This is a genomic window from Micromonospora sp. NPDC048909 (genome assembly GCF_040649635.1).
In the GTDB taxonomy this organism is placed as follows: Bacteria; Actinomycetota; Actinomycetes; order Mycobacteriales; family Micromonosporaceae; genus Micromonospora.
Genome location: NZ_JBEZFU010000005.1, coordinates 388,626 through 408,398, shown reverse-complemented (window position 1 = coordinate 408,398; position 19,773 = coordinate 388,626). Strand labels below are relative to the sequence as shown.

19 protein-coding genes are annotated in these 19,773 nt (G+C 69.7%); 16 read left to right on the top strand and 3 right to left on the bottom strand.

Going from position 1 to position 19,773, the window contains the following annotated elements; translation table 11 throughout:
* Positions 1–425: 425 nt before the first annotated feature.
* From AB0C04_RS16815 to AB0C04_RS16800, 4 genes are all read left to right on the top strand, one after another.
* Entirely contained in the window at positions 426–848 is a 423-nt protein-coding gene (locus AB0C04_RS16815; protein ID WP_357054779.1) for a DUF2267 domain-containing protein, read from the top strand.
* Positions 849–896: 48 nt separating this feature from the next.
* A complete protein-coding gene (locus AB0C04_RS16810; RefSeq protein ID WP_357054776.1) occupies positions 897–1,289 on the top strand; it encodes a DUF2267 domain-containing protein in 393 nt (130 codons plus the stop codon).
* Between the two features lie 94 nt (positions 1,290–1,383).
* Positions 1,384–1,701, top strand: a complete 318-nt coding sequence (locus tag AB0C04_RS16805; RefSeq protein WP_357055293.1) for a hypothetical protein — start codon at positions 1,384–1,386, stop codon at positions 1,699–1,701.
* Positions 1,584–2,246, top strand: a complete 663-nt coding sequence (locus AB0C04_RS16800) for a TIGR03619 family F420-dependent LLM class oxidoreductase (protein WP_357055290.1) — start codon at positions 1,584–1,586, stop codon at positions 2,244–2,246. Before AB0C04_RS16805 ends, AB0C04_RS16800 begins: the two co-directional genes overlap by 118 nt.
* A gap of 15 nt (positions 2,247–2,261) precedes the next feature.
* Here AB0C04_RS16800 and AB0C04_RS16795 read toward each other — a convergent pair whose 3' ends face one another.
* Entirely contained in the window at positions 2,262–2,696 is a 435-nt protein-coding gene (locus AB0C04_RS16795) for a TIGR03668 family PPOX class F420-dependent oxidoreductase (protein WP_357054773.1), read from the bottom strand.
* Between the two features lie 275 nt (positions 2,697–2,971).
* Between AB0C04_RS16795 and AB0C04_RS16790 the strand changes: the two genes are divergently transcribed.
* Together AB0C04_RS16790 and AB0C04_RS16785 are read left to right on the top strand one after the other, a co-directional pair.
* Entirely contained in the window at positions 2,972–4,972 is a 2,001-nt protein-coding gene (locus AB0C04_RS16790; protein WP_357054770.1) for a beta-propeller domain-containing protein, read from the top strand.
* 122 nt (positions 4,973–5,094) lie between these two features.
* Positions 5,095–5,445, top strand: a complete 351-nt coding sequence (locus AB0C04_RS16785; RefSeq protein WP_357054767.1) for a PRC-barrel domain-containing protein — start codon at positions 5,095–5,097, stop codon at positions 5,443–5,445.
* A gap of 358 nt (positions 5,446–5,803) precedes the next feature.
* On the opposite strand, the gene AB0C04_RS16780 is transcribed toward AB0C04_RS16785, so the two are convergent.
* Both AB0C04_RS16780 and AB0C04_RS16775 read right to left on the bottom strand, forming a co-directional pair.
* Entirely contained in the window at positions 5,804–6,793 is a 990-nt protein-coding gene (locus tag AB0C04_RS16780) for an SDR family oxidoreductase (RefSeq protein WP_357054764.1), read from the bottom strand.
* 74 nt (positions 6,794–6,867) lie between these two features.
* Complete coding sequence (locus AB0C04_RS16775) at positions 6,868–7,050, bottom strand: glycerophosphodiester phosphodiesterase family protein (RefSeq protein ID WP_357054761.1); 183 nt, start codon at positions 7,048–7,050, stop codon at positions 6,868–6,870.
* Between the two features lie 351 nt (positions 7,051–7,401).
* Here AB0C04_RS16775 and AB0C04_RS16770 point away from each other — a divergent pair, with 351 nt between their 5' ends.
* The 10 genes from AB0C04_RS16770 (at position 7,402) to AB0C04_RS16725 (ending at position 19,490) form a co-directional block, all read left to right on the top strand.
* Positions 7,402–8,517, top strand: a complete 1,116-nt coding sequence (locus AB0C04_RS16770; RefSeq protein WP_357054758.1) for an exo-alpha-sialidase — start codon at positions 7,402–7,404, stop codon at positions 8,515–8,517.
* On the top strand, positions 8,514–8,810 hold the full coding sequence (locus tag AB0C04_RS16765; protein ID WP_357054756.1) for a MoaD/ThiS family protein: 297 nt from the start codon (positions 8,514–8,516) through the stop codon (positions 8,808–8,810). The genes AB0C04_RS16770 and AB0C04_RS16765 overlap by 4 nt, the downstream gene beginning before the upstream one ends.
* Positions 8,811–9,520: 710 nt before the next feature.
* The gene (locus AB0C04_RS16760; RefSeq protein WP_357054753.1) at positions 9,521–10,543 is read left to right on the top strand and encodes a LacI family DNA-binding transcriptional regulator; all 1,023 of its coding nucleotides are present in this window, start codon (positions 9,521–9,523) and stop codon (positions 10,541–10,543) included.
* A 129-nt stretch (positions 10,544–10,672) separates the two neighbouring features.
* Positions 10,673–12,352 carry an ABC transporter substrate-binding protein gene (locus AB0C04_RS16755; RefSeq protein ID WP_357054750.1) on the top strand — a complete coding sequence of 560 codons (1,680 nt, stop codon included), beginning with the start codon at positions 10,673–10,675 and terminating at the stop codon, positions 12,350–12,352.
* A 114-nt stretch (positions 12,353–12,466) separates the two neighbouring features.
* Positions 12,467–13,597 (top strand): ABC transporter ATP-binding protein, encoded by a 1,131-nt coding sequence (locus AB0C04_RS16750; protein ID WP_357054747.1) that lies wholly within the window; start codon positions 12,467–12,469, stop codon positions 13,595–13,597.
* Positions 13,594–14,574, top strand: a complete 981-nt coding sequence (locus AB0C04_RS16745; RefSeq protein ID WP_357054743.1) for an ABC transporter permease — start codon at positions 13,594–13,596, stop codon at positions 14,572–14,574. The genes AB0C04_RS16750 and AB0C04_RS16745 overlap by 4 nt, the downstream gene beginning before the upstream one ends.
* 3 nt (positions 14,575–14,577) lie before the next feature.
* Entirely contained in the window at positions 14,578–15,651 is a 1,074-nt protein-coding gene (locus tag AB0C04_RS16740) for an ABC transporter permease (RefSeq protein ID WP_357054739.1), read from the top strand.
* On the top strand, positions 15,648–16,676 hold the full coding sequence (locus tag AB0C04_RS16735; protein WP_357054736.1) for an ABC transporter ATP-binding protein: 1,029 nt from the start codon (positions 15,648–15,650) through the stop codon (positions 16,674–16,676). Before AB0C04_RS16740 ends, AB0C04_RS16735 begins: the two co-directional genes overlap by 4 nt.
* An 8-nt stretch (positions 16,677–16,684) precedes the next feature.
* Positions 16,685–18,097 carry a GH1 family beta-glucosidase gene (locus AB0C04_RS16730; RefSeq protein WP_357054732.1) on the top strand — a complete coding sequence of 471 codons (1,413 nt, stop codon included), beginning with the start codon at positions 16,685–16,687 and terminating at the stop codon, positions 18,095–18,097.
* Between the two features lie 25 nt (positions 18,098–18,122).
* Positions 18,123–19,490 (top strand): GH1 family beta-glucosidase, encoded by a 1,368-nt coding sequence (locus AB0C04_RS16725; RefSeq protein ID WP_357054729.1) that lies wholly within the window; start codon positions 18,123–18,125, stop codon positions 19,488–19,490.
* Positions 19,491–19,773: the final 283 nt, after the last annotated feature.

Sequence of the window (19,773 nt, the reverse complement as noted above, 5' to 3'; positions counted from 1 at the left end):
ATGATCGGCGTGCACCGTGTGGGTCCGACCGCTGCATACGGAATCCGACGCAACTGCGGTGGTGGTGAAACCACGACTCCTGATTCGCCCGATCGGGATGAGGCACGCTCACCCCCCGTCCCGGAAGGCTGTCGAGGTACCCAGGTCGCTGCGCGACAACCAGTTGGGGATCACGGGCGAGCTCAAGGAGCGGGAGAGCAGGGGAATCCTCTCTCCGTCGCCGGGAACCCAGGGACCGGCCAGTTCGAACACGTCGTGACGCTGCCGGGCGACATCGACCCGAACAGCGTCGGCGCGGGGTCTTCCTGGGTGGGGTGTTGACCCTTACGCGTGGGGCAAGACGCACCGGACCGAATCGCGGCGTATTGGGTTCAGAGGCTTCTAACTGGCGGTTCGACGGCGATCGGGCCGGAGAGGAGAATCAGGTGGAATACCAGGATTTCATCAACGCAGTGGCCACGCGGGCAAAGGTGTCGACTGATCAGGCGGCGACACTCACCAGCGCGACGTTGAAGACATTGGGAGATCGGATCAGCGCCGGCCAGGCTGAGGACCTTGCCTATCAGCTTCCCGATGGGCTTGACGATCACCTGCGCAAACCGCCACCGAATAGAAGGGAGGAACAGGCCAAGTCGTTCGGGCTCGACGAGTTCGTGCGGCGGGTGGCGGAAGCGGACCGCCCGGCCATCGACCGTGCGCTCGCCGGTGCCGGGGTCCGCGCGGTGCTCACCACGCTACGTGAGGCTGTTACCCGTGACGAGTTCGAGAACGCGGTGGCCCAGCTTCCGACGGAGTTCCGGCAGGTGATCGAACCGGTGGGTGCCGGTGGCGGGCAGCGCCCCGAATAGCACCCACGGACGCCGCGACGCACCCGAACTGGTCCGGAAGGAGAACTGGTGAACTACGCCGAGTTTCTCGAAGCGGTGGGGAAGCGGGCGGGCATGCCGGCGGCGGAGGCGGCGACGTTCGTCGGAGCCACGCTGACGACCTTGGCGGAAGGGGTCAGTGGCGGCGAGGCTCGGCACCTGGCTACCCAGGTCCCCGAGGAGTTGCGGGGGTACCTGCACAAGGACGTGGACTTCGCCGAACGGCTCGACCTCGTGGAGTTCCTCAATGAGGTAGGGGTCCGCGCGGGAACGGATGACGAACGGCCAACTGAGGGCGCCCGCGCCGTGTTGACGACCCTGCGCGAGGCGTTGAGCCCCGAGGACCTCGACAGTCTGGAAGCCGAGCTGCCGAGGGACATCCGGCAGCTGCTTCATCCGGTGGCCCGCGGCGTCGGGCCCTGAACCGAGCCACTTCCTGGCCCGATCCGGGTACGGTGCGCGGGTGGAGGTTGGATTCGCCCCGCCCGTCTCCGGCTCGTGGGCCACACCGGAGCGCATGGTCCACGTCGCCCGCCGCGCCGAGCAGCTCGGATACCACTCGCTCTGGACGTTCCAGCGGCTCCTGGTGCCCGCCGACCTCGGCTGGAGCGAGACCTACCACAGCGTCCAGGACCCGCTGACCACGCTGGCGTTCCTGGCGGCCCACACCACACCACGCGGGTCCGGCTCGGCGTGGCGGTGCTCAACATGCCGTTCATCTCTCCGGTGCTGCTGGCCAAGCAGACCGCGACTCTCGACATCCTCGCCGGCGGACGGCTCGACGTGGGACTCGGCCTCGGCTGGGCGGACGAGGAGTATCAGGCGACGGGGGTGAGCAAGCATCGGCGGGGCCATCGGGCTGAGGAGTTCCTCGCCGTTCTGCGCGCTCTCTGGCAGGACGACGTCGCCGAGCATCGCGGCGAGTTCTACCAGGTCCCGCCGACGCGCCTGGAGCCGAAACCCGTGCAGCGGCCACACCCGCCGATTCTGCTCGGCGGCCAGGCGCCTGCCGCGCTGCGCCGGGCCGGCCGGCTCGCCGACGGCTGGGTCAGTGGCAGCCAGGCGGACCTGACGGGCATCGGCGAGGCGATCGCGACCGTCAAGGCCGCCGCTGCGGAGGCGGGCCGAGATCCGGGCTCACTGCGATTCGTCTGCCGCGGCGCGGTCCGCGTACGCCCGACGGGCCCGCCCGAGCGCGAGCCGCTCACCGGCACGCTCGAGCAGATCCGGTCGGATCTCGGCAGACTTGCCGAAGCCGGCATCACCGAAGTGTTCGTCGATCTCAACTTCGATCCGGAGATCGGCTCACCCCGCGCCGACGCGCAGGCGTCGCTGCGCCGGGCCGACGAGGTGCTCGACGCCCTCGCTCCGACCCGCTGACAACCCTGGCGGCGCTCACCCGGCCGGATCGGCTGCCGCGTCCGCCGCGGACCACGCCGACCAGGCGGTCACCGCTACCGCGATCACCGGCCCGGCTGGTGGCCGCTGGACGTACTGCGGGTACTTGTCGGCCAGCGCCGCGCGGGCCGCGGCCTCCTCCGCGCGGTCCTCCACCAGCCGGCCGTGCCCGTCCAGCCGGACCCACCACAGCCGCGACCAGTCCTCGTCGTACTCGTCGACCAGCAGGCAGGCGTGCCCCGTCGCCCGGATGTTCTCCAGCCGGCGCAGCCGCCGGTGGCGCTTGGGTTTCTCGTCCACCGCGTGGTAGACGACATCGTCGAGCAGGACGAAGCACACGGGCACCAGGTGTGGACGCCCATCCGCTCGGACGGTGGTCAGCCGCGCCACCCTGGCCGACCGGACCCGATGCCGGAGTTCGTCGGCGGGCACAGGCCCGACGGTAACAGCCGGCACCCGTCACGGTGACTCGTTGTCGCCGGGCGTCGTCGAGCCGATGGGTGTGCCGGCGCCGCACGTGCCGATCGGAACTGGGGGAGGCGTGATGGCGAGCGAGGCGCCCGACCGACACCCGCACCCCCGGTCGACAACCTGGCGCGGGGTCTGATGCGGGGAACCCGGCCTGGGGCAGCCACGTCGTAGGGGGCATGACGGGTAGCAGTGCCCACGTACCCCATCCAACGGCCGCCACCGGCGTCCCCCGAGTCATGACTCCAGCTCGCGTCATCGGACTGGCCCTGGTCGCCGGCCTGGCGCTGGTCACCGGCTGTACGGCGGAGCCGGTCCCCGTGCCGCCACGTGACCAGGAAGTGCCGGCCGGCGGGTTCCGGCTCGTCGCGTTCGACTCCTGCCCGGAGGCGCTGCGGCAGCTGAAGACGGCTGCCAAGGCATACGTCGGGCCCTGGGGGTTCGGGCCGAACGCGGACATCCGTACCTTCGGCGGCGCGGAACAGGCTGGGGCGCCCGCCGCAGGAGGGCGGGCGGACGCGGCGCCCAAGGGCTACTCGGGCACCAACACGCACGAGGCCGGGGCCGACGAACCCGACCTGGTCAAGAGCGACGGCAAGCGGATTGTCACCGTGAGCGCCGGCAAGCTGTACGTGGTCGACCCGGCCACCCGCCGGCTCACCGGAGAGCTGGAACTGGCACCGGGTGCCGATGGATCCGGCGGGGCCGAAGACGGCCTGCTGCTGCACGGTGACCGAGCGCTGGTGCTGCGCCGCGACGGGTGGGCCGGGATGGCGAAACCGGCCGTCCCCGGGGGAGGCGCGCGCGCCGTCCCGGCAGACGCCCCGCTGCCGGACGGCATCGTCGGCCCCCGGCTGATCATGGTCGACCTTTCCGGCGCGCCGAAGGTCATCGGCGAATACCGGATCGACGGCAATCTGGTGGACGCCCGCCAGGTGGGCACGACGGTCCGTGTCGTGGTCCGCTCCGCGCCGCGGCTGAACTTCCCGTACCGGGAACGGGCCACCGACGAGCAGCGCACCGCCGCCAACCGCGAGATCATCGACAACGCCACCACCGACGACTGGCTGCCCCGGTACGAGGTCACCTCCGGCGGGCGAACCAGCACCGGACGGGTCGGCTGCGACCGGGTGAGCCGCCCGGCCAGCTATTCCGGCACGTCGCTGGTGACCGTGCTCAGCTTCGACCTCGGTGCGACCACGCTCGACGGCGGCGACCCGGTCACCGTGATCGCCGACGGCGACACCGTCTACAGCAACGGACCTCGGCTGTACGTCGCCAATGACCAGCGCTGGCGGGTGCTGCCGATGTTGACCGCGCGGAACCTCGCACCCGGTCCCAAGGACGAGACCACCGAGATATACCAGTTCGACACCTCGGGCGCGGGTGCCCCGCGCTACGTCGCTGCCGCGTCCGTACCGGGCTGGCTCATCAACCAGTACGCCATGTCCGAGTGGGACGGGCACCTGAGAGTGGCCACCACCAGTGGCCGTACCTGGGGCGACAAGCCGAACTCGACGTCCAGCGTGTACGTCTTGCGCGCCGACGGCACGGCGCTGACCCAGGTCGGCAAGGTCACCGGACTGGGCAAGGGGGAACGGATATACGCGGTACGGTTCGTCGGCGGCACCGGGTACCTCGTCACGTTCCGGCAGACCGACCCGCTCTACAGCGTCGATCTGCGTGATCCGGGGGCGCCGAAGGTGAGCGGCGAACTGAAGATCAACGGGTATTCGGCGTACCTGCACCCGGCCGGCGAAGGACGGCTGCTCGGCGTCGGGCAGGAGGCGTCCGACCAGGGCCGTGTCCAGGGCACCCAGCTTTCGCTCTTCGACGTCTCCGATCCGGCCAAGCCGACCCGGATCGCCCAGTATCACGTCAAGCAGGGGCACTCCGAGGCGGAGTTCGACCCGCATGCGTTCCTCTACTGGCCGGCCGAACGCCTGGTCGTGGTCCCGCTGACCGTCTTGGGCGCAGACGCCGTGAGCAGACCCGGTGCGGTGGACGGCCTGGGCAGCCCGGTCCTGCCGAGCAACGTGGCGCTGGCTGTGCGGGTCGGCGACGGCGGGTTCACCGAGGTCGGCACGGTCGACCACACGCTGGGCACGGGACGCGAGGATCTAGCGCCGATCCGCCGGTCACTGGTGGTCGACGGAGTGCTCTGGACCGTTTCCGGCGCTGGCCTCAAGGCGACCAGCCTCTCCACCATGAAGACCCTCGGCTGGCTGCCTACGGCGTGACCGGCATGCGGGTGGCCCGCTCTGGGTGGGCGCGGCGGTTGCCCGCCGCGCACCGCCTGGCGTTTGCACCGACCACGAATGATCGGGCCCATGGTGATCAGGCGGCGGGTAACGTGAGCGTCGTGGAGGATCTCGGCGTGAAGGTGTCGTACCTCGCGCTCGCCGTCGGCACCCGGGTCTACGACGTCGACTCGGCACCCGTCGGCGTGGTCGAGCACGTGATCGCCGACGAACAGGCCGACATCCTCCACGGCGTGATCGTGGCACCGCCGAAGCCGTACGGGTCCCACCGCTTCGCCCACCGGGAGCAGATCGCCGACCTGTACGAGCGGGGGGTCGTGCTGTCGGTGCCCGGTGCCGAAATGCACGAGCCGGGCGAGGACGCGCCGGCCAGAGAGGCCGAGGGCGCGGGTGACGACCCGGTGCAGGTGGGCCTCCGCCGCGCCTGGGAGTGGCTGAGTCGACCGCGCTGAACCTGACGGGCCTGCCGCACGGCCAGGTCTCAGGCTGATCGGGCAGTGTCGGTGATGTGCGCGATTACGGCCGAGTATTCCCGGTCGCCAAGGCCGGCCTCCTGAGCAACGGCCGATCCGGTCGACGGCGGTCGCAGTAACCTCCCCGGTGTCGGCGGCGCCGCCGAGATCGCGGGTACTCGTGGCCCGGTCGCGCAGCGCCGAATCTGGCCAGCCATCGCCGAGACGAAACATCAGTGGGCGGTGCCAGGGTGCCGCCCGATGCAGCGTGGTAGTCATAGCTGCAGATGTTGATGCGCCGGCCCCCGGACCGCGTCCGATCGCAAGCCGCGGTTGTGGCAGGCGGTCGGTTGTCGTCCTACTGCCGATATCGCTCGACCAGCTGGTCCATCACCGCGTCCAGCCGCGCGTCGGTCTGCTGGCGCGACGGGTCTTCGTCGTGCCACGCGACGATCTCCCGAGCGCCCTCGGCGAACGGGATCGTCGCGACGAAGTCCGGGACGACACTGCGCAGCTTGCTGTTGTCGAACACCATCGAGTGCGCCTTGTCGCCCAGCAGACCGGCACCCCACTGCGGGTGGGCCACCGCGATGGCGTCCGACGGCACGTGGACGATGCGAGCCTCGACCCCGGCGACGGCCGCGAGAGTCTCGGCGATCTGGTTCCACGTCAGGGCCTCGTCGGAGGTGATGTGGAAGACGTCGCCGAGCGTACGGGGGTGGCCGAGCAGGGGTACGAAGCCACGGGCGAAGTCCGTGTGGTGGGTGAGCGTCCAGAGCGAGGTGCCGTCGCCGTGCACGACGATCGCCTTGCCCTGCCGCATCCGGCCGAGGACGGTCCAGCCGCCGTCGAACGGGACCAACGTCTTGTCGTACGTGTGCGAGGGTCGCACGATCGTCGCTGGGAACGCCTCGTCGCGGTAGGCCGCGACGAGGACGTCCTCGCACGCGATCTTGTCTCGCGAGTACTGCCAGAACGGATTGCGCAGCGGCATCGACTCGACGATCGGCACCCGAGCGGGCGGAGTCTGGTACGCCGACGCGGAACTGATGAACACGTACTGTCCGGTGCTGCCGCGGAACAGGTCGATGTCGGTCTTCACGTGTTCCGGGGTGAACGCGACCCAGTCCACGACGGCGTCGAACTCGCGCCCGCCGAGGGAGGTCCGCACGGATTCAGGGTCGCGGATGTCGGCACGCAGCACCGCCGCCTCCGGCGGTATGGGCCGGATGGTGGTGCCTCCGCGGGTGAGCACGGTCAGCTCGATGCCCCGCTCGACGGCGACGCGGGCGCAGGCCGAGCTGATGATGCCGCTGCCGCCGATGAACAGGACCTTCAAGGCAGTCACAGCTGTACGCTAGGCGATCATTCGCCGGCTCGTCCCGGCGGGTCGAGGTTCGCGTGCGGCGGTCGGCGTATCCCTCAACGGACCAGCGCAGTGCCGTCCCGGTCGACGGAGGCGTCGTGGATCGCCACCAGCACGTCGTGGCTCAAGTGCGCGTCCAAGGCCAGCATGTCGGCGCCGACGGCGACCGCCCGCTGGTACGCGTACATGGCGTTCGACGGCGCCCCGCTCCCGCCGCTCTGGTGCGCGATGTGCAGCAACCGCTCGACCAGCCAGAGATTGCGTGACTCACCGGGTCGCGAGGTACCGTCGGCCTGGGCCGGGCTGCCCCGGTATGGCAGCGAGGGCCAGCACGGCCAACAAGGGCATCGCGGTGGCGACGATGCGCGTGAACCGTCCGGAGCTCATGCCTTCGGACCCTTCTAACGCCCGGGAAACCCCCGGGTCCGGGACTCGTGACCGGACGAGCAAATCTGAATCAGCCCCTCAGCCCGGGTATCCGGCGTCGCCGATTCGTCGTACCCGGAAAGTACGACTGTTGGGGACCGATGAATCTCGGCGCAACGGACGGTCCAACCCTCCGTACCGTCGACAAGCGGAAGGATGAGGCCATGAGCGGCATACGGGTGCTGGTAGGTACGCGCAAGGGCGCGTTCACGTTGACGTCCGACGGCAGGCGCGGCGACTGGACAGTCGACGGCCCGCACTTCGGCGGCTGGGAGATCTTCCATCTCACCGGATCCCCGGCCGACCCGGACCGGCTCTACGCGTCCCAGTCCGGCGGCTGGTTCGGGCAGTTGATCCAGCGCTCGGACGACGGCGGCAAGAGCTGGACGGCAGTCGGCAACGACTTCGCCTACGCGGGCGACGTGGGGGAGCACCTGTGGTACGACGGCACTCCGCGCCCGTGGGAGTTCAAGCGCGTCTGGCACATCGAGCCGTCCCGCGATGACCCTGACACGGTGTACGCGGGTGCGGAGGACGCCGCCCTCTACGTGTCCACTGACGGCGGCCTGAAGTGGAAGGAACTGAGCGCGCTTCGTACCCATCCGACCGGGCCGACGTGGCAGCCGGGCGCGGGCGGCATGTGCCTGCACACGATCATCCTGGACCCGGTGCACAAGGACCGGATCTACGTCGCCATCTCGGCGGCCGGCGCGTTCCGCAGCGATGACGCCGGCACCAGCTGGCTGCCGATCAACAAGGGCCTGCGCTCGGGCGAGATCCCCGACCAGGACGCTGAGGTCGGCCACTGCGTTCACCACATCACCCAGCACCCGTCCCGGCCCGACACGCTGTTCATGCAGAAGCACTGGGACGTCATGCGCAGCGACGACGCCGGTGCGAACTGGCGCGAGGTCAGCGGCGACCTGCCGTCGGACTTCGGGTTCCCGATCGCGGTGCACGCGCACGAGCCGGAGACCATCTACGTCGTGCCGATCAAGAGCGACTCCGAGCACTACCCGCCGGAGGGCAAGCTGCGCGTCTACCGCAGCCGCACCGGCGGCGACGACTGGGAGCCGTTGACCACGGGCCTGCCGCAGTCCGACTGCTACGTCAACGTGTACCGCGACGCGATGGCGGTCGACACGCTCGACCCGTGCGGGATCTACTTCGGCACCACCGGCGGCCAGGTCTACCACTCGGCGGACGGCGGCGACAGCTGGGCGCCGATCGTACGGGACCTACCGGCCGTGCTCTCCGTGGAAGTCCAGGTGCTGCCGTGATCCGGGTCGTCCTCCCGGCCCACCTGAAGAACCTGGCTCACGTCAGCGGCGAGGTACGCCTTGAGGTGCCCGGGCCCGCGACGCAGCGCCTGATCCTGGACACCCTCGAGGCGCGGTACCCGATGTTGCTAGGGACGATCCGCGACCGGCACACCGGCACGCGTCGGGCATTCGTGCGGTTCTACGCCTGCGAGCAGGACCTGTCCAACGACGCACCCGACACGCCACTGCCTGAAGAGGTGATCGCCGGCAAGGAACCGTTCATCATCCTCGGCGCAATGGCCGGGGGATAGCCCGGCGAGTACCCGGCGGTCATGGTCCTGCTGGGGCTCCCACTGCTGGCCGCCGCGCTCTACGTCCCGACCACCGTGATCGACGTCGACGCAAACGTCGTCGCCGGCGATGCGACGGCGGCGGTGTGCTGGAAGCCGCAGACGTGCAACCGGATCGGACTGGCACTGTGGAGTTCGGCGAGCGCGGTCCAGCGGCGCGGTCTCTTTGCGCGGGTTGTGGCGGTCGCTCGGCAGGTCGTGCAGGTCGTTGACGGCCAGGACCGCTCCCACACCAGCGGGCGTACGGGGGACGGTTGTGGTGCCGCGCGGGTGGTCCACACCGTCGACGGTAGGAAGGGCAACGGCTTCCCGCCTCACCCGTCAAAACCAACCGCCTCCCCCGGCAGAGGGACCCCGGCGGGACGTCACCGGGCTGTACCGGTTCAGGCGTTCCGACTGTTGGAACAGCGAGGCGCGGCCTGGGGTGGTGCGCCCGCGGCCCGCTCCACATCGGTTGTGGAGCGGGCCGTGCTGCACGTGGGCCATACCGGGCTGGCTCAGACGAGCCAAACACCGGTGTCAGGTGCTTGGTTGGCCACGTCTTAGTTCGTTATCTAGGCGGTATTGACGTGACGCAGGTCACTCCGGTTGACTCCGTGCCGGAACCGCTTCCGCAACCGGTTCCGTATCCCGCGTTAACTCATCAGACACACGCGCGGAGGGAGGCGGGGATGCCGATCACCATCGCCGACGTGGCCGCGCGGGCCGGGGTCAGCAAGACCACTGTGTCGCGGGTACTCAACGGCAAGGGCGAGCTCGACGAGACCACCGCGGCGCGTGTTCGGCGGGTGATCGACGAGTTGGGCTACGTGCCGAGTGCCCGCGCGGTCGGGTTGGCCCGCGGCCGAACGCAGATCGTCGGCATGCTGGTGCCGTCGCTGACATGGCCGTGGATGGGGGAGGTCGTGCAGGGCGTCGTGGACGTCGTGGAGAGCGCGGGGTACGGGCTGCTGCTGTTCACCTGCAACCGGGGTGAGGAGTCGATGCGGCAGTTCGCCTCGCAGGTGTCCGCGAAGTCGTTCGACGGGCTGCTCGTGATCGAGCCCGAGGGCACCCTCGACTACATCGCCGACCTGCACCGCGGTGGCCTGCCGGTGGTCCTCATCGACGACCGCGGCCACCAGCGGCCCTTTCCGTCAGTCGCCACCACCAACCGCAGTGGTGGCGAATCCGCCGCCCGCCACTTACTCGAGCTCGGCCGGCGTCGACCGCTCGTCATCACCGGCATCGAGGCTTTCGGCTGCACCCAGGAGCGGCTGGCGGGGTTCGCCGAGACGTACGCCGACGCGGGCCTGCCGCTGGACCCGCAGCTCGTGGTCGAGGGCGACTTCACCTACGACTCGGGTCGGGACGCGGTCGACGGGCGATTCAAGGCCGGCATCGAGTTCGACGCCGTCTTCGCTCACAACGACCTGTCCGCTGGCGGCGCCCTGCAGGCGATCCGCGAGGCGGGTCGTACGGTGCCGGACGATGTCGCGGTTGTCGGCTTCGACGACGTCCCGTACGCGGCACACACCGAGCCGCCACTGACCACAGTGCACCAACCGATGCGCGAGATGGGAGAAGCCGCGGCCCGGATGCTCATGTCGTACTTCGAGGGCGTGCCGCTGCCCGACGCTCCCACCGTCATCCCCACCACCCTGATCACCCGCACCTCGACGGTCTCGGCCCTCGCCGCGACGCACCTCGCCTAACCCCCACGCCGCCCAAGGGCGGCCTTGCCAACGCAAGCAAGAGAGCGCTCTACAGGATGGTCGGGGTCCGCCCAACCGCCCCGACCGCTCCCAGATTTCCCACCGCCGCCATGACAATGGGAGGAATACATGCGCGTGAGACGTACGCTCGCGCTCGCCCTCGCGAGCGTGACCGCGATCGGACTGCTCGCCGCCTGTGGCGACAGCCCGAACGCCAACAAGAACAAGGCTCAGACGGCCACCGTGCTGAACGTCGGCATGCCGAACGGACCGCAGACCGAGAACCACAACCCGTTCCTCACCACGTCGGCTGCTAGGTCGCTGGGCTACGCCTACCAGATCTACGAGCCGCTGATGATGTGGAACCCGGTCAAGCCGGCCGACCCGATGAAGCCGTGGCTCGCCACCAACGCCGAGTGGGCGCCCGACTACACGTCGGTCAAGGTCACCATCCGGGACGGCGTCAAGTGGTCCGACGACAAGCCGCTCACGGCCGAGGACGTCGCGTACACCTACAACCTGGTCAAGGACAACGACGCCCTGAACGACCAGGGCACGCCGTACAAGGAGGTGAGCGTGAGCGGCAACGTCGTCACGCTGACCTTCGACAGCCCCCAGTTCGTCAACCAGCCGAAGGTGCTGTTCCGTGTCCCGATCGTGCCCAAGCACATCTGGGAGAAGATCAGCGACCCGAAGACCGACATCAACAAGAACCCGGTCGGCAGCGGCCCGTACACGTTGAAGTCCTTCACCCCGCAGACCACCACCCTGTCGGTGCGTACCGGCGGCTACTGGCAGGACCTGCCGCAGGTGAAGGAGCTGCGCTACACGTCCTACACGGACAACAACGCGCAGACGACCGCGCTGGCCAACGGCGAGTCGGAGTGGAGCTTCGTCTTCATCCCGAACTACAAGACGGTCTTCGTCGACAAGGACCCGGCCAGCCACAAGGTGTGGGCGCCGGCGGTCCTCGGTATCCACGGCCTCTACATCAACACCACCAAGAAGCCGTTCGACAACGTCGCCCTGCGCAAGGCCATGAACATGGTCGTCAACCGCGAGGACATCTTCGTCCAGGCCGAGGCGGGGTACTTCCACCCGCAGGTGAAGAGCGTCACGGGTCTGCCGAGCCCGGCCGGCGACTCCTTCATCGCCGAGGAGTTCAAGGGCAAGGAGCACGCGGTCGACGTCGAGGGCGCCAAGAAGCTGCTCACCGACGCCGGCTTCAAGCTCGACGGCACCACGCTCAAGGACCCGACCGGCAAGCCGGTCAAGCTGACCCTGACCGACCCCGCCGGATGGTCCGACTACCAGACCAGCCTCGAGATCGTGAAGGACAACCTGTCCAAGATCGGCATCGCGGCGACCGTCGACAAGGCCAATCAGGACGCCTGGTTCAAGAACGTCGAGGCGGGCAACTTCGACGCGACCTTCCGGTGGACCGAGGGCGGCGCCACGCCGTACGACATCTACCGGACCGTCATGGACGGTGCGCAGCTGAAGCCGATCGGCACCGCCTCCCCGGCGGGCAACTTCGGCCGCTTCAACAACCCGGAGGCCACCGCGGCGCTGCGGGCGTACGCGGCCGCGACGAGCGACGCCGACCGCACCACGGCGATGGCCACGCTGCAGCGGATCTTCGTCGACCAGATGCCGATGATCCCAGTCGGCGCGGACCAGGTCGGCGGCGCGTACAGCACGAAGAACTGGGTCGGTTGGCCCGACGATGCGAACCCGTACGGCGCGATGCAGCCCACCCAGCCCAACGCGGTGGACGTGGTCCTGCACCTCAAGCCGGCCGGTAGCTGATCAGCAACACCGCCTCCCCCGGGTGGCCACCGGCCACCCGGGGGAGTGGCACCCGTCTCCACAGTGGCATCACGTCACCTCGGTGACATGGACACCCCCAGACAGGAACTCGGCATGACGGTGAGCGAAAGCGCGGCGGCGCCGGGCAGCGAGGTGGTGCTGGAGGCCGTCGGCCTGACCAAGCACTTCTCCGTCCGTCGGCGGTTACGCGACCTCTTCTCCCGGACGCGGGCCAGCGTCCACGCGGTCGACGACGTATCGTTCGAGCTACGCCGCGGTCGGGTGACGGCGCTGGTCGGCGAGTCCGGCTCCGGCAAAACGACGGTCGCCCGACTCCTGGCCCAGCTGTACCCCCGCACCGGCGGCGACATCCTGTTGCACGGCGTATCGACGTCGGTCCGCGGCGGCCGCCGCTTCCGCGCCTACGTCCGACGCGTGCAGTTGATCTTCCAGGACCCGTTCGCGTCGCTGAACCCGGTGCACACGGTGCGGTATCACCTCACCCGGGCGCTGCGCATCCACGGCAACGCCGGCCGCACTTCCGAAGACCTCGAGCGGGCCCTCGCCGAGCTGCTCACGCGTGTCAGTCTCACGCCACCCGAGCGGTACGTGGACAAGTTCCCCCACGAACTCTCCGGCGGGCAGCGGCAGCGCATCGCGATCGCCCGAGCGCTGGGCGCCAACCCTGAGGTACTCCTCGCCGACGAGCCGGTCTCCATGCTCGACGTCTCCATCCGGCTGGGCATCCTCAACCTGCTGCGGGACCTCAAGGATCGACTGAACCTGGCCATCCTCTACATCACGCACGACATCGCCTCCGCCCGGTACTTCGCCGACGAGACACTGGTGATGTACGCCGGACGCATGGTCGAGGGCGGTGACAGCGAGACCGTCACCCAGAGCCCAGCCCACCCGTACACCCAGCTGCTCATCGAGTCCGCCCCGGACCCGGACCGCATCGCCGGAATCGCCGCCACCACCGCACAGGACCGCGGAAACGGGGAGCCACCAAGCCTGATCCGGCCGCCGGCCGGCTGCCGGTTCCACCCTCGTTGCCCGCACGCGATGCCGCGCTGCACCACCGACCTGCCGCCGCGGCTTCCAGTCGATGACCAGCCCGGCCACTGGGCGGCGTGCTGGCTCTACGACCCGGCCACTGTCGCCGCCGAGGTACCCGGATCGGTGGCCGGCGATCCGACGCTCCCGGCCCCACCGGCCCTCACCCTCTCGGAGGAGGCACGATGACGTTCCTGCTGCGGCGCATCGCCTTCTACCTGTTCACGGCGTGGGCGGCCATCACGCTCAACTTCTTCATTCCCCGGATGATCCCGGGCGACCCGATCAGCTCGCTCCTGTCGAGGTACCAGGGGCGGCTCAGCACCGACGCCATCCAGTCGTTGCGCGTGCTCTTCGGGCTCGACAAGAACCAGAGCCTGTTCGAGCAGTACATCGACTACTGGATCCAGCTGTTCCACGGCAATCTCGGCGTGTCGTTCACGTTCTTCCCGTCGCCGGTGTCGGAGGTCATCGGCAACAGCCTGCCGTGGACGCTCGGCCTGGTCGGCATCACCACGATCATCAGCTTCCTGCTCGGCACCGGGCTCGGCGTGGTGGCCGGCTGGCGGCGCGGCTCGTGGATCGACGGCCTAATGCCGGCCACGACGTTCCTCTCCTCGATCCCATACTTCTGGCTGGGTCTGGTCGCGATCGCGCTGCTGGCCGGCCCAGGGAGCTTCTTCCCGTCGTCCGGTGGCTATGAGCCGGGCCTGGTGCCCGCGTTCGACCAGTACTTCATCCCCAGCGCCGTGCAACACAGTCTGCTGCCCGCGGCAACGATCTTGATCTCGTCGATGAGCGGCTGGGTTCTCGGGATGCGCAACATGATGGTGACCGTCTCGGCGGAGGACTACATCACCGTCGCCCACGCGAAGGGCCTGTCGGAGCGGCGGGTGGCGTTGAGCTACGCAGCCCGCAACGCCCTGCTGCCGAACGTCTCGGGCTTCGCGCTGGCGTTGGGGTTCATCGTCGGCGGCACGCTTCTGGTGGAGATCGTCTTCTCCTACCCGGGCCTCGGATACCAGCTGTTCCAGGCGGTAGGCGCCAAGGACTATCCGCTGATGCAGGGCATCTTCCTGATCATCACGATCGCCGTCCTGGTGGCCAACCTGCTCGCCGACGTCGCCTACCTGCTGCTCGACCCCCGCACCCGAAAGAGTGGCTGACCGATGACCATCTCGTCCTCCAGCATTGAACAGGTCATTCCGGGCCAAGGGTCCATGGCCCAGCCGGCCCTCGAGCCGACCAAGAGCAAGCGAGAGCGGTTGCGCTTCGTCTCGAACGCCAAGGTGGCCACCGGGCTGGGCATCCTCGCCGTCTACGTCCTCTTCGCGATCATCGGGCCGTGGGTCGCGCCATACGACCCGGACGCGCGCAGCTCGGACCTGGTCCAGCCGCCGTCCGCCGAGCACTGGTTCGGCACGACCCATCTCGGGCAGGACATCTTCAGCCAGATCCTGGTGGGCACGCGCGGCGTGGTCGTCGTCGGTCTGATCGCCGGGGTGGTGGCGACCGTGTTGTCCGTCCTGATCGGGGTGACGTCCGGATACCTCGGTGGCGCCGCCGACGAGGGCCTCTCCGCGGTCTCCAACGTGTTCCTGGTGATCCCGGCCCTGCCGCTGATCATCATCGTGACGTCCACCATCAGCAACGCCGGCGACCTGATCGTCGCGCTCGTGATCGGGTTGACGTCGTGGGCGTGGGGCGCCCGCGTGCTGCGCGCACAGACCCTGTCGCTGCGCCGCCGCGATTACGTGGAGGCGGCGCGGGCCAGCGGTGAGAAGACCTGGCGCATCATCGGCTTCGAGATCCTGCCCAACCTCACCGCGATCATCGCGTCCGGCTTCGTCGGTACCGTCATCTTCGCCGTCATGTCGGAGATCACGCTGGCCTTCATCGGCATCTCGTCGATCTCGACGTGGAACTGGGGCACGATCCTGTTCTGGGCGCAGGGCCAGCAGGCCCTCGCGCAGGGCGCCTGGTGGTGGTTCGTTCCCGCCGGGCTGGCCATCGCGCTGCTCGGCACCGCGCTGTCGCTGGTGAACTTCGGCATCGACGAGTTCGTCAGCCCGCGCCTGCGCAGCAGCGGCAAGACCCGGATCAAGAACGCGGCCGGGCACACCGTGCGGATGCGGGTCGGCTTCACCCCGGTCCTGGATCCGCCGCGACCGGGCCCGCCGGGGAACGTTCCGACCGGCGCTGTCGTGGTGAGCAACACCGACGGGAAGGGTGCCGGGCGATGAAGCGACCCGTCCTGGAGATCCGGGACCTCAACGTCGACTACGGGCTGGGCGACGACGCCGTGCACGCGGTCCGGAACGTGAACCTCACCCTGCACCGCGGTGAGGTGCTCGGGCTGGCGGGGGAGAGCGGCAGCGGCAAGTCCACCCTCGCCTATGGGATCACCCGGCTACTGCCCCCGCCCGGTGTGGTCAGCGGCGGATCGGTGCTCTACCACCCGTCCGGCGGCGAGCCGATCGACATCATGGCGCTCACTCCGGCCGAGCTGCGGCGTTTCCGCTGGGCGGAGACGTCCATCGTGTTCCAAGGCGCGATGAACTCGCTCAACCCGGTGCACAAGGTGTCCACCCAGCTGCTCGACGTGATCAAGACGCACGAGCCGACGATGAGCAGATCGGCCCGGTTGGCCCGCGCCCGCACCCTGCTGAAGATGGTCGGCATCTCGGCCGACCGGATGGACAGCTATCCGCATCAGCTCTCCGGCGGCATGCGCCAACGCGTCATGATCGGCATGGCGCTCGCCCTCGAGCCGCAGATCGTCATCATGGACGAGCCCACCACGGCGCTCGACGTCGTGATGCAGCGGCAGATCCTTCGCCAGTTGGTCGAGCTGCGCGAGCGGCTGGGCTTCTCGGTCCTGTTCATCACGCACGACCTGTCGCTGCTGGTGGAGTTCTCCGACCGCATCGCCATCATGTACGGCGGCCGGATCGTGGAGGAAGCGCCCGCCGCCGCCCTCTACCGCGACCCGCTGCACCCGTACAGCGATGGCCTCTTGCACTCCTTTCCCGCGCTGCGCGGCCCGCGCCGCGAGCTGACCGGCATCGCCGGCTCTCCGCCGGACCTGCGCGCGATGCCGACCGGCTGCGCCTTCCACCCGCGCTGCCCGAAGGCGTTCGACCCGTGCGCCGGGGAATTGCCGGTGCTCGGCGCGCCGCCGGTGCCGGACGGGCGGACCCGGACCGTGGCCTGCTGGCTGCACCCGACGAAGGACACCGCCCCCCTGATACCGGCACCTCGCAAATGAGGAGAAGCATGACCACAACCAGTCCCCTGACCAGCGCGCAGTCCGACCTCATCGCCGGCCTGCCACCGAACTTCCGGTGGGGCGTCGCGACGTCCGCGTACCAGATCGAGGGCGCGGTGCACGAGGACGGCCGAACCGCGTCGATCTGGGACACCTTCTGTCGGGTGCCGGGCGCCGTCGCCAACGGTGAGACCGGTGACGTGGCCTGTGACCACTACCACCGCATGCCGCAGGACGTCGCGCTCATCCAGGACCTCGGGGTGGACACGTACCGCTTCTCGGTGGCGTGGCCACGGGTGCAGCCCGGCGGCCGGGGCCCGGCCAACCCCGCCGGCCTGGCGTTCTACGACCGCCTCGTCGACGAACTGCTCGGCCGCGGCGTCGACCCCTGGGTGACGCTGTACCACTGGGACCTACCGCAGGAGTTGGAGGATGCCGGCGGGTGGCCGGCCCGGGACACCGCCTATCGGTTCGCCGACTACGCGATGCTCGTCTTCGACCAGCTCAGCGACCGGGTGCGCTCCTGGACCACCCTCAACGAGCCGTGGTGCTCGGCGATGCTCGGCTACGCGTACGGGGCGCACGCCCCGGGCCGCCGCGACTTCACCGCCGCCATGCACGCGGTGCACCACCTGCTGCTCGGCCACGGCCTGGCCACTCAGCGGATGCGCGCCGCCGCGACCCGCCCGGTCGAGCTCGGCATCACGCTGAACATGGGTACCGCCGTGGCGCAGACGGACAGCGAGCTGGACCGGGCGGCGGCGCGCCGCGCGGACGGTCTGGGCACCCGGATCTACCTGGACCCTCTGCGGTACGGGCGCTACCCCTCCGACGTGCTCATCGACCTCGCCGCGCGCGGGGTCGAGCTCCCGGTGCGCCCGGGCGACCTGGAGATCATCTCGGCGCCCCTCGATCTGCTCGGCGTCAACTACTACAGCAGCCACGTCTTCTCCGGAGTGGACGACAACGGGCGCGCCGAGGACGCGGACGGCAACCCGGTGGAGCGGGCAGTGCCGCGCGGTCTGCCGACCACGGCGATGGACTGGGAGATCTTCCCGCAGGGGCTGACCGACCTGCTGGTCCGGATCAGCCGGGACTACCCCGGCCTGCCGATCGTGATCACGGAGAGCGGGGCGGCGTTCGACGATCGGCCGGACGAGACCGGGTTCGTGCGCGACGACGACCGGACCGCGTACCTCGCGACGCACGTCGCGGCCGTGGCTACGGCCCGGCAGGCCGGCGCGGACGTGCGCGGGTACTTCGCGTGGTCGCTGCTCGACAACTTCGAGTGGGCGTACGGCTACGACAAGCGGTTCGGCATCGTCCGGGTCGACTACGACACGCAGGCGCGCGTCCCCAAGCAGAGCGCGCTCTGGTACGGGGACACCGCGCGGCGGGTGCGCAGCGGCGTGTCCGAGTAGTACGGCGGCCGGTCCGAAGAAAGACATGAAGGAGAAGAGCGTGTTCGACCTCGCCGCCCTGCCGCCGACCTTTGTCTGGGGCGCCGCCACCTCGGCGTACCAGATCGAGGGCGGAGTGACCGCTGACGGCCGTAAACCCTCGATCTGGGACACCTTCTGCCGCGTCCCGGGCGCGATCGACAACGGCGACACCGGCGATCTCGCCTGCGACCACTACCGGCGGTGGCCGGAGGACATCGCTCTGATGCGCCGACTCGGCCTCGACGCGTACCGATTCTCGGTGGCTTGGCCGCGGGTAATGCCCGACGGCGTCGGCCGGCCCAACCCCGCTGGGATCGCGTTCTACGACCGGCTCGTCGATGGCCTGCTCGCGGCCGGCATCCGCCCGTTCGCCACGCTGTACCACTGGGACCTGCCCCAGGTGCTACAGGACCGCGGCGGCTGGCCGGCCCGCGACACCGCGCTCGCCTTCGCCGACTACGCCGCCACCGTAGCCGCTGCGCTCGGCGACCGGGTCACCGACTGGATGACCGTCAACGAGCCGCTCTGCTGCGCCTGGATCGGGTACCTGGAGGGCCGGATGGCGCCCGGAGAGCGCGACCTGACCCGCGCGGTGTCCGCCTCGCACCACCTGCTGCTCGGCCACGGGCTGGCCGCCGCCGCGGTGCGCGCCAACGCCACCGCGCCGGCGTCGGTCGGGGCCGTGTGCAATCTCAGCCCGATCGAGCCGGCCAGCCGCAGCGACGCCGACGTCGCCGCCGCCGTACGCGCCGACGGCCACGTCAACCGCTGGTGGCTCGACCCGCTCTTCGGCCGCGGCTACCCGCCCGACATGCTCGACACCTACCGGGTCGCCCCGCCCGTCCGCCCCGGCGACCTCGAAGCGATCGCCGCGCCGCTGGACTCCTTCGGCCTCAACTACTACTTCCGGCAGGTCGTCGCCGACGATCCCGGCGGGCCCGCGCCGTACGCCCGCCAGGTGCCCGTGCCCGGCGCCCTCGAGACCACGATGGGTTGGGAGAGCCACCCCGCCGGCCTGACGGAGTTGCTCGTCCGCCTCGCCGAGGATTATGGCGCCACCAGCATCTACGTCACGGAGAACGGCTCGGCGTGGCGGGACGAGGTCGGGCCGGCGGGAGAGGTCGAGGACAAGCGGCGCACCGAGTACCTCGAACTGCACCTGGAGGCGTGCGCGGCCGCCGCCGCCCGGGGAGTCCCGGTCGACGGCTACTTCGCGTGGTCGCTGCTGGACAACTTCGAATGGGCGTACGGCTATGACAAGCGATTCGGCCTCGTGTACGTCGACTACCTCACCCAGCGCCGCACGATCAAGGCCAGCGGACACCGGTACGCGGAGGTGATCCGAGAGCACAGGCAGCGTCGGCAGGCCTGAAGCTGCTGACGACGAGGGATTTCAGCTCCGGCCGGCGGGGGTCTACGCCGCGGCCCACGGCCACCGCACGATCTTCGGTCGTCCTCACAAGTCATCGGTGATCAACGCGGTGGCCGTCCTCATGCTCGTGCCACGCCCAACACCCGAAACCAGGTGCCGTCAGGTGCTGGGGTTTGCCGACCCTCAGCCAGGCGAGTGCCAGAGGTATCCACGGCGCTGTGACATGTTGCCCACACCCAGGGGTCAGCGAATCCGACAGCCGATACCTCCGGTCGGGCCATGG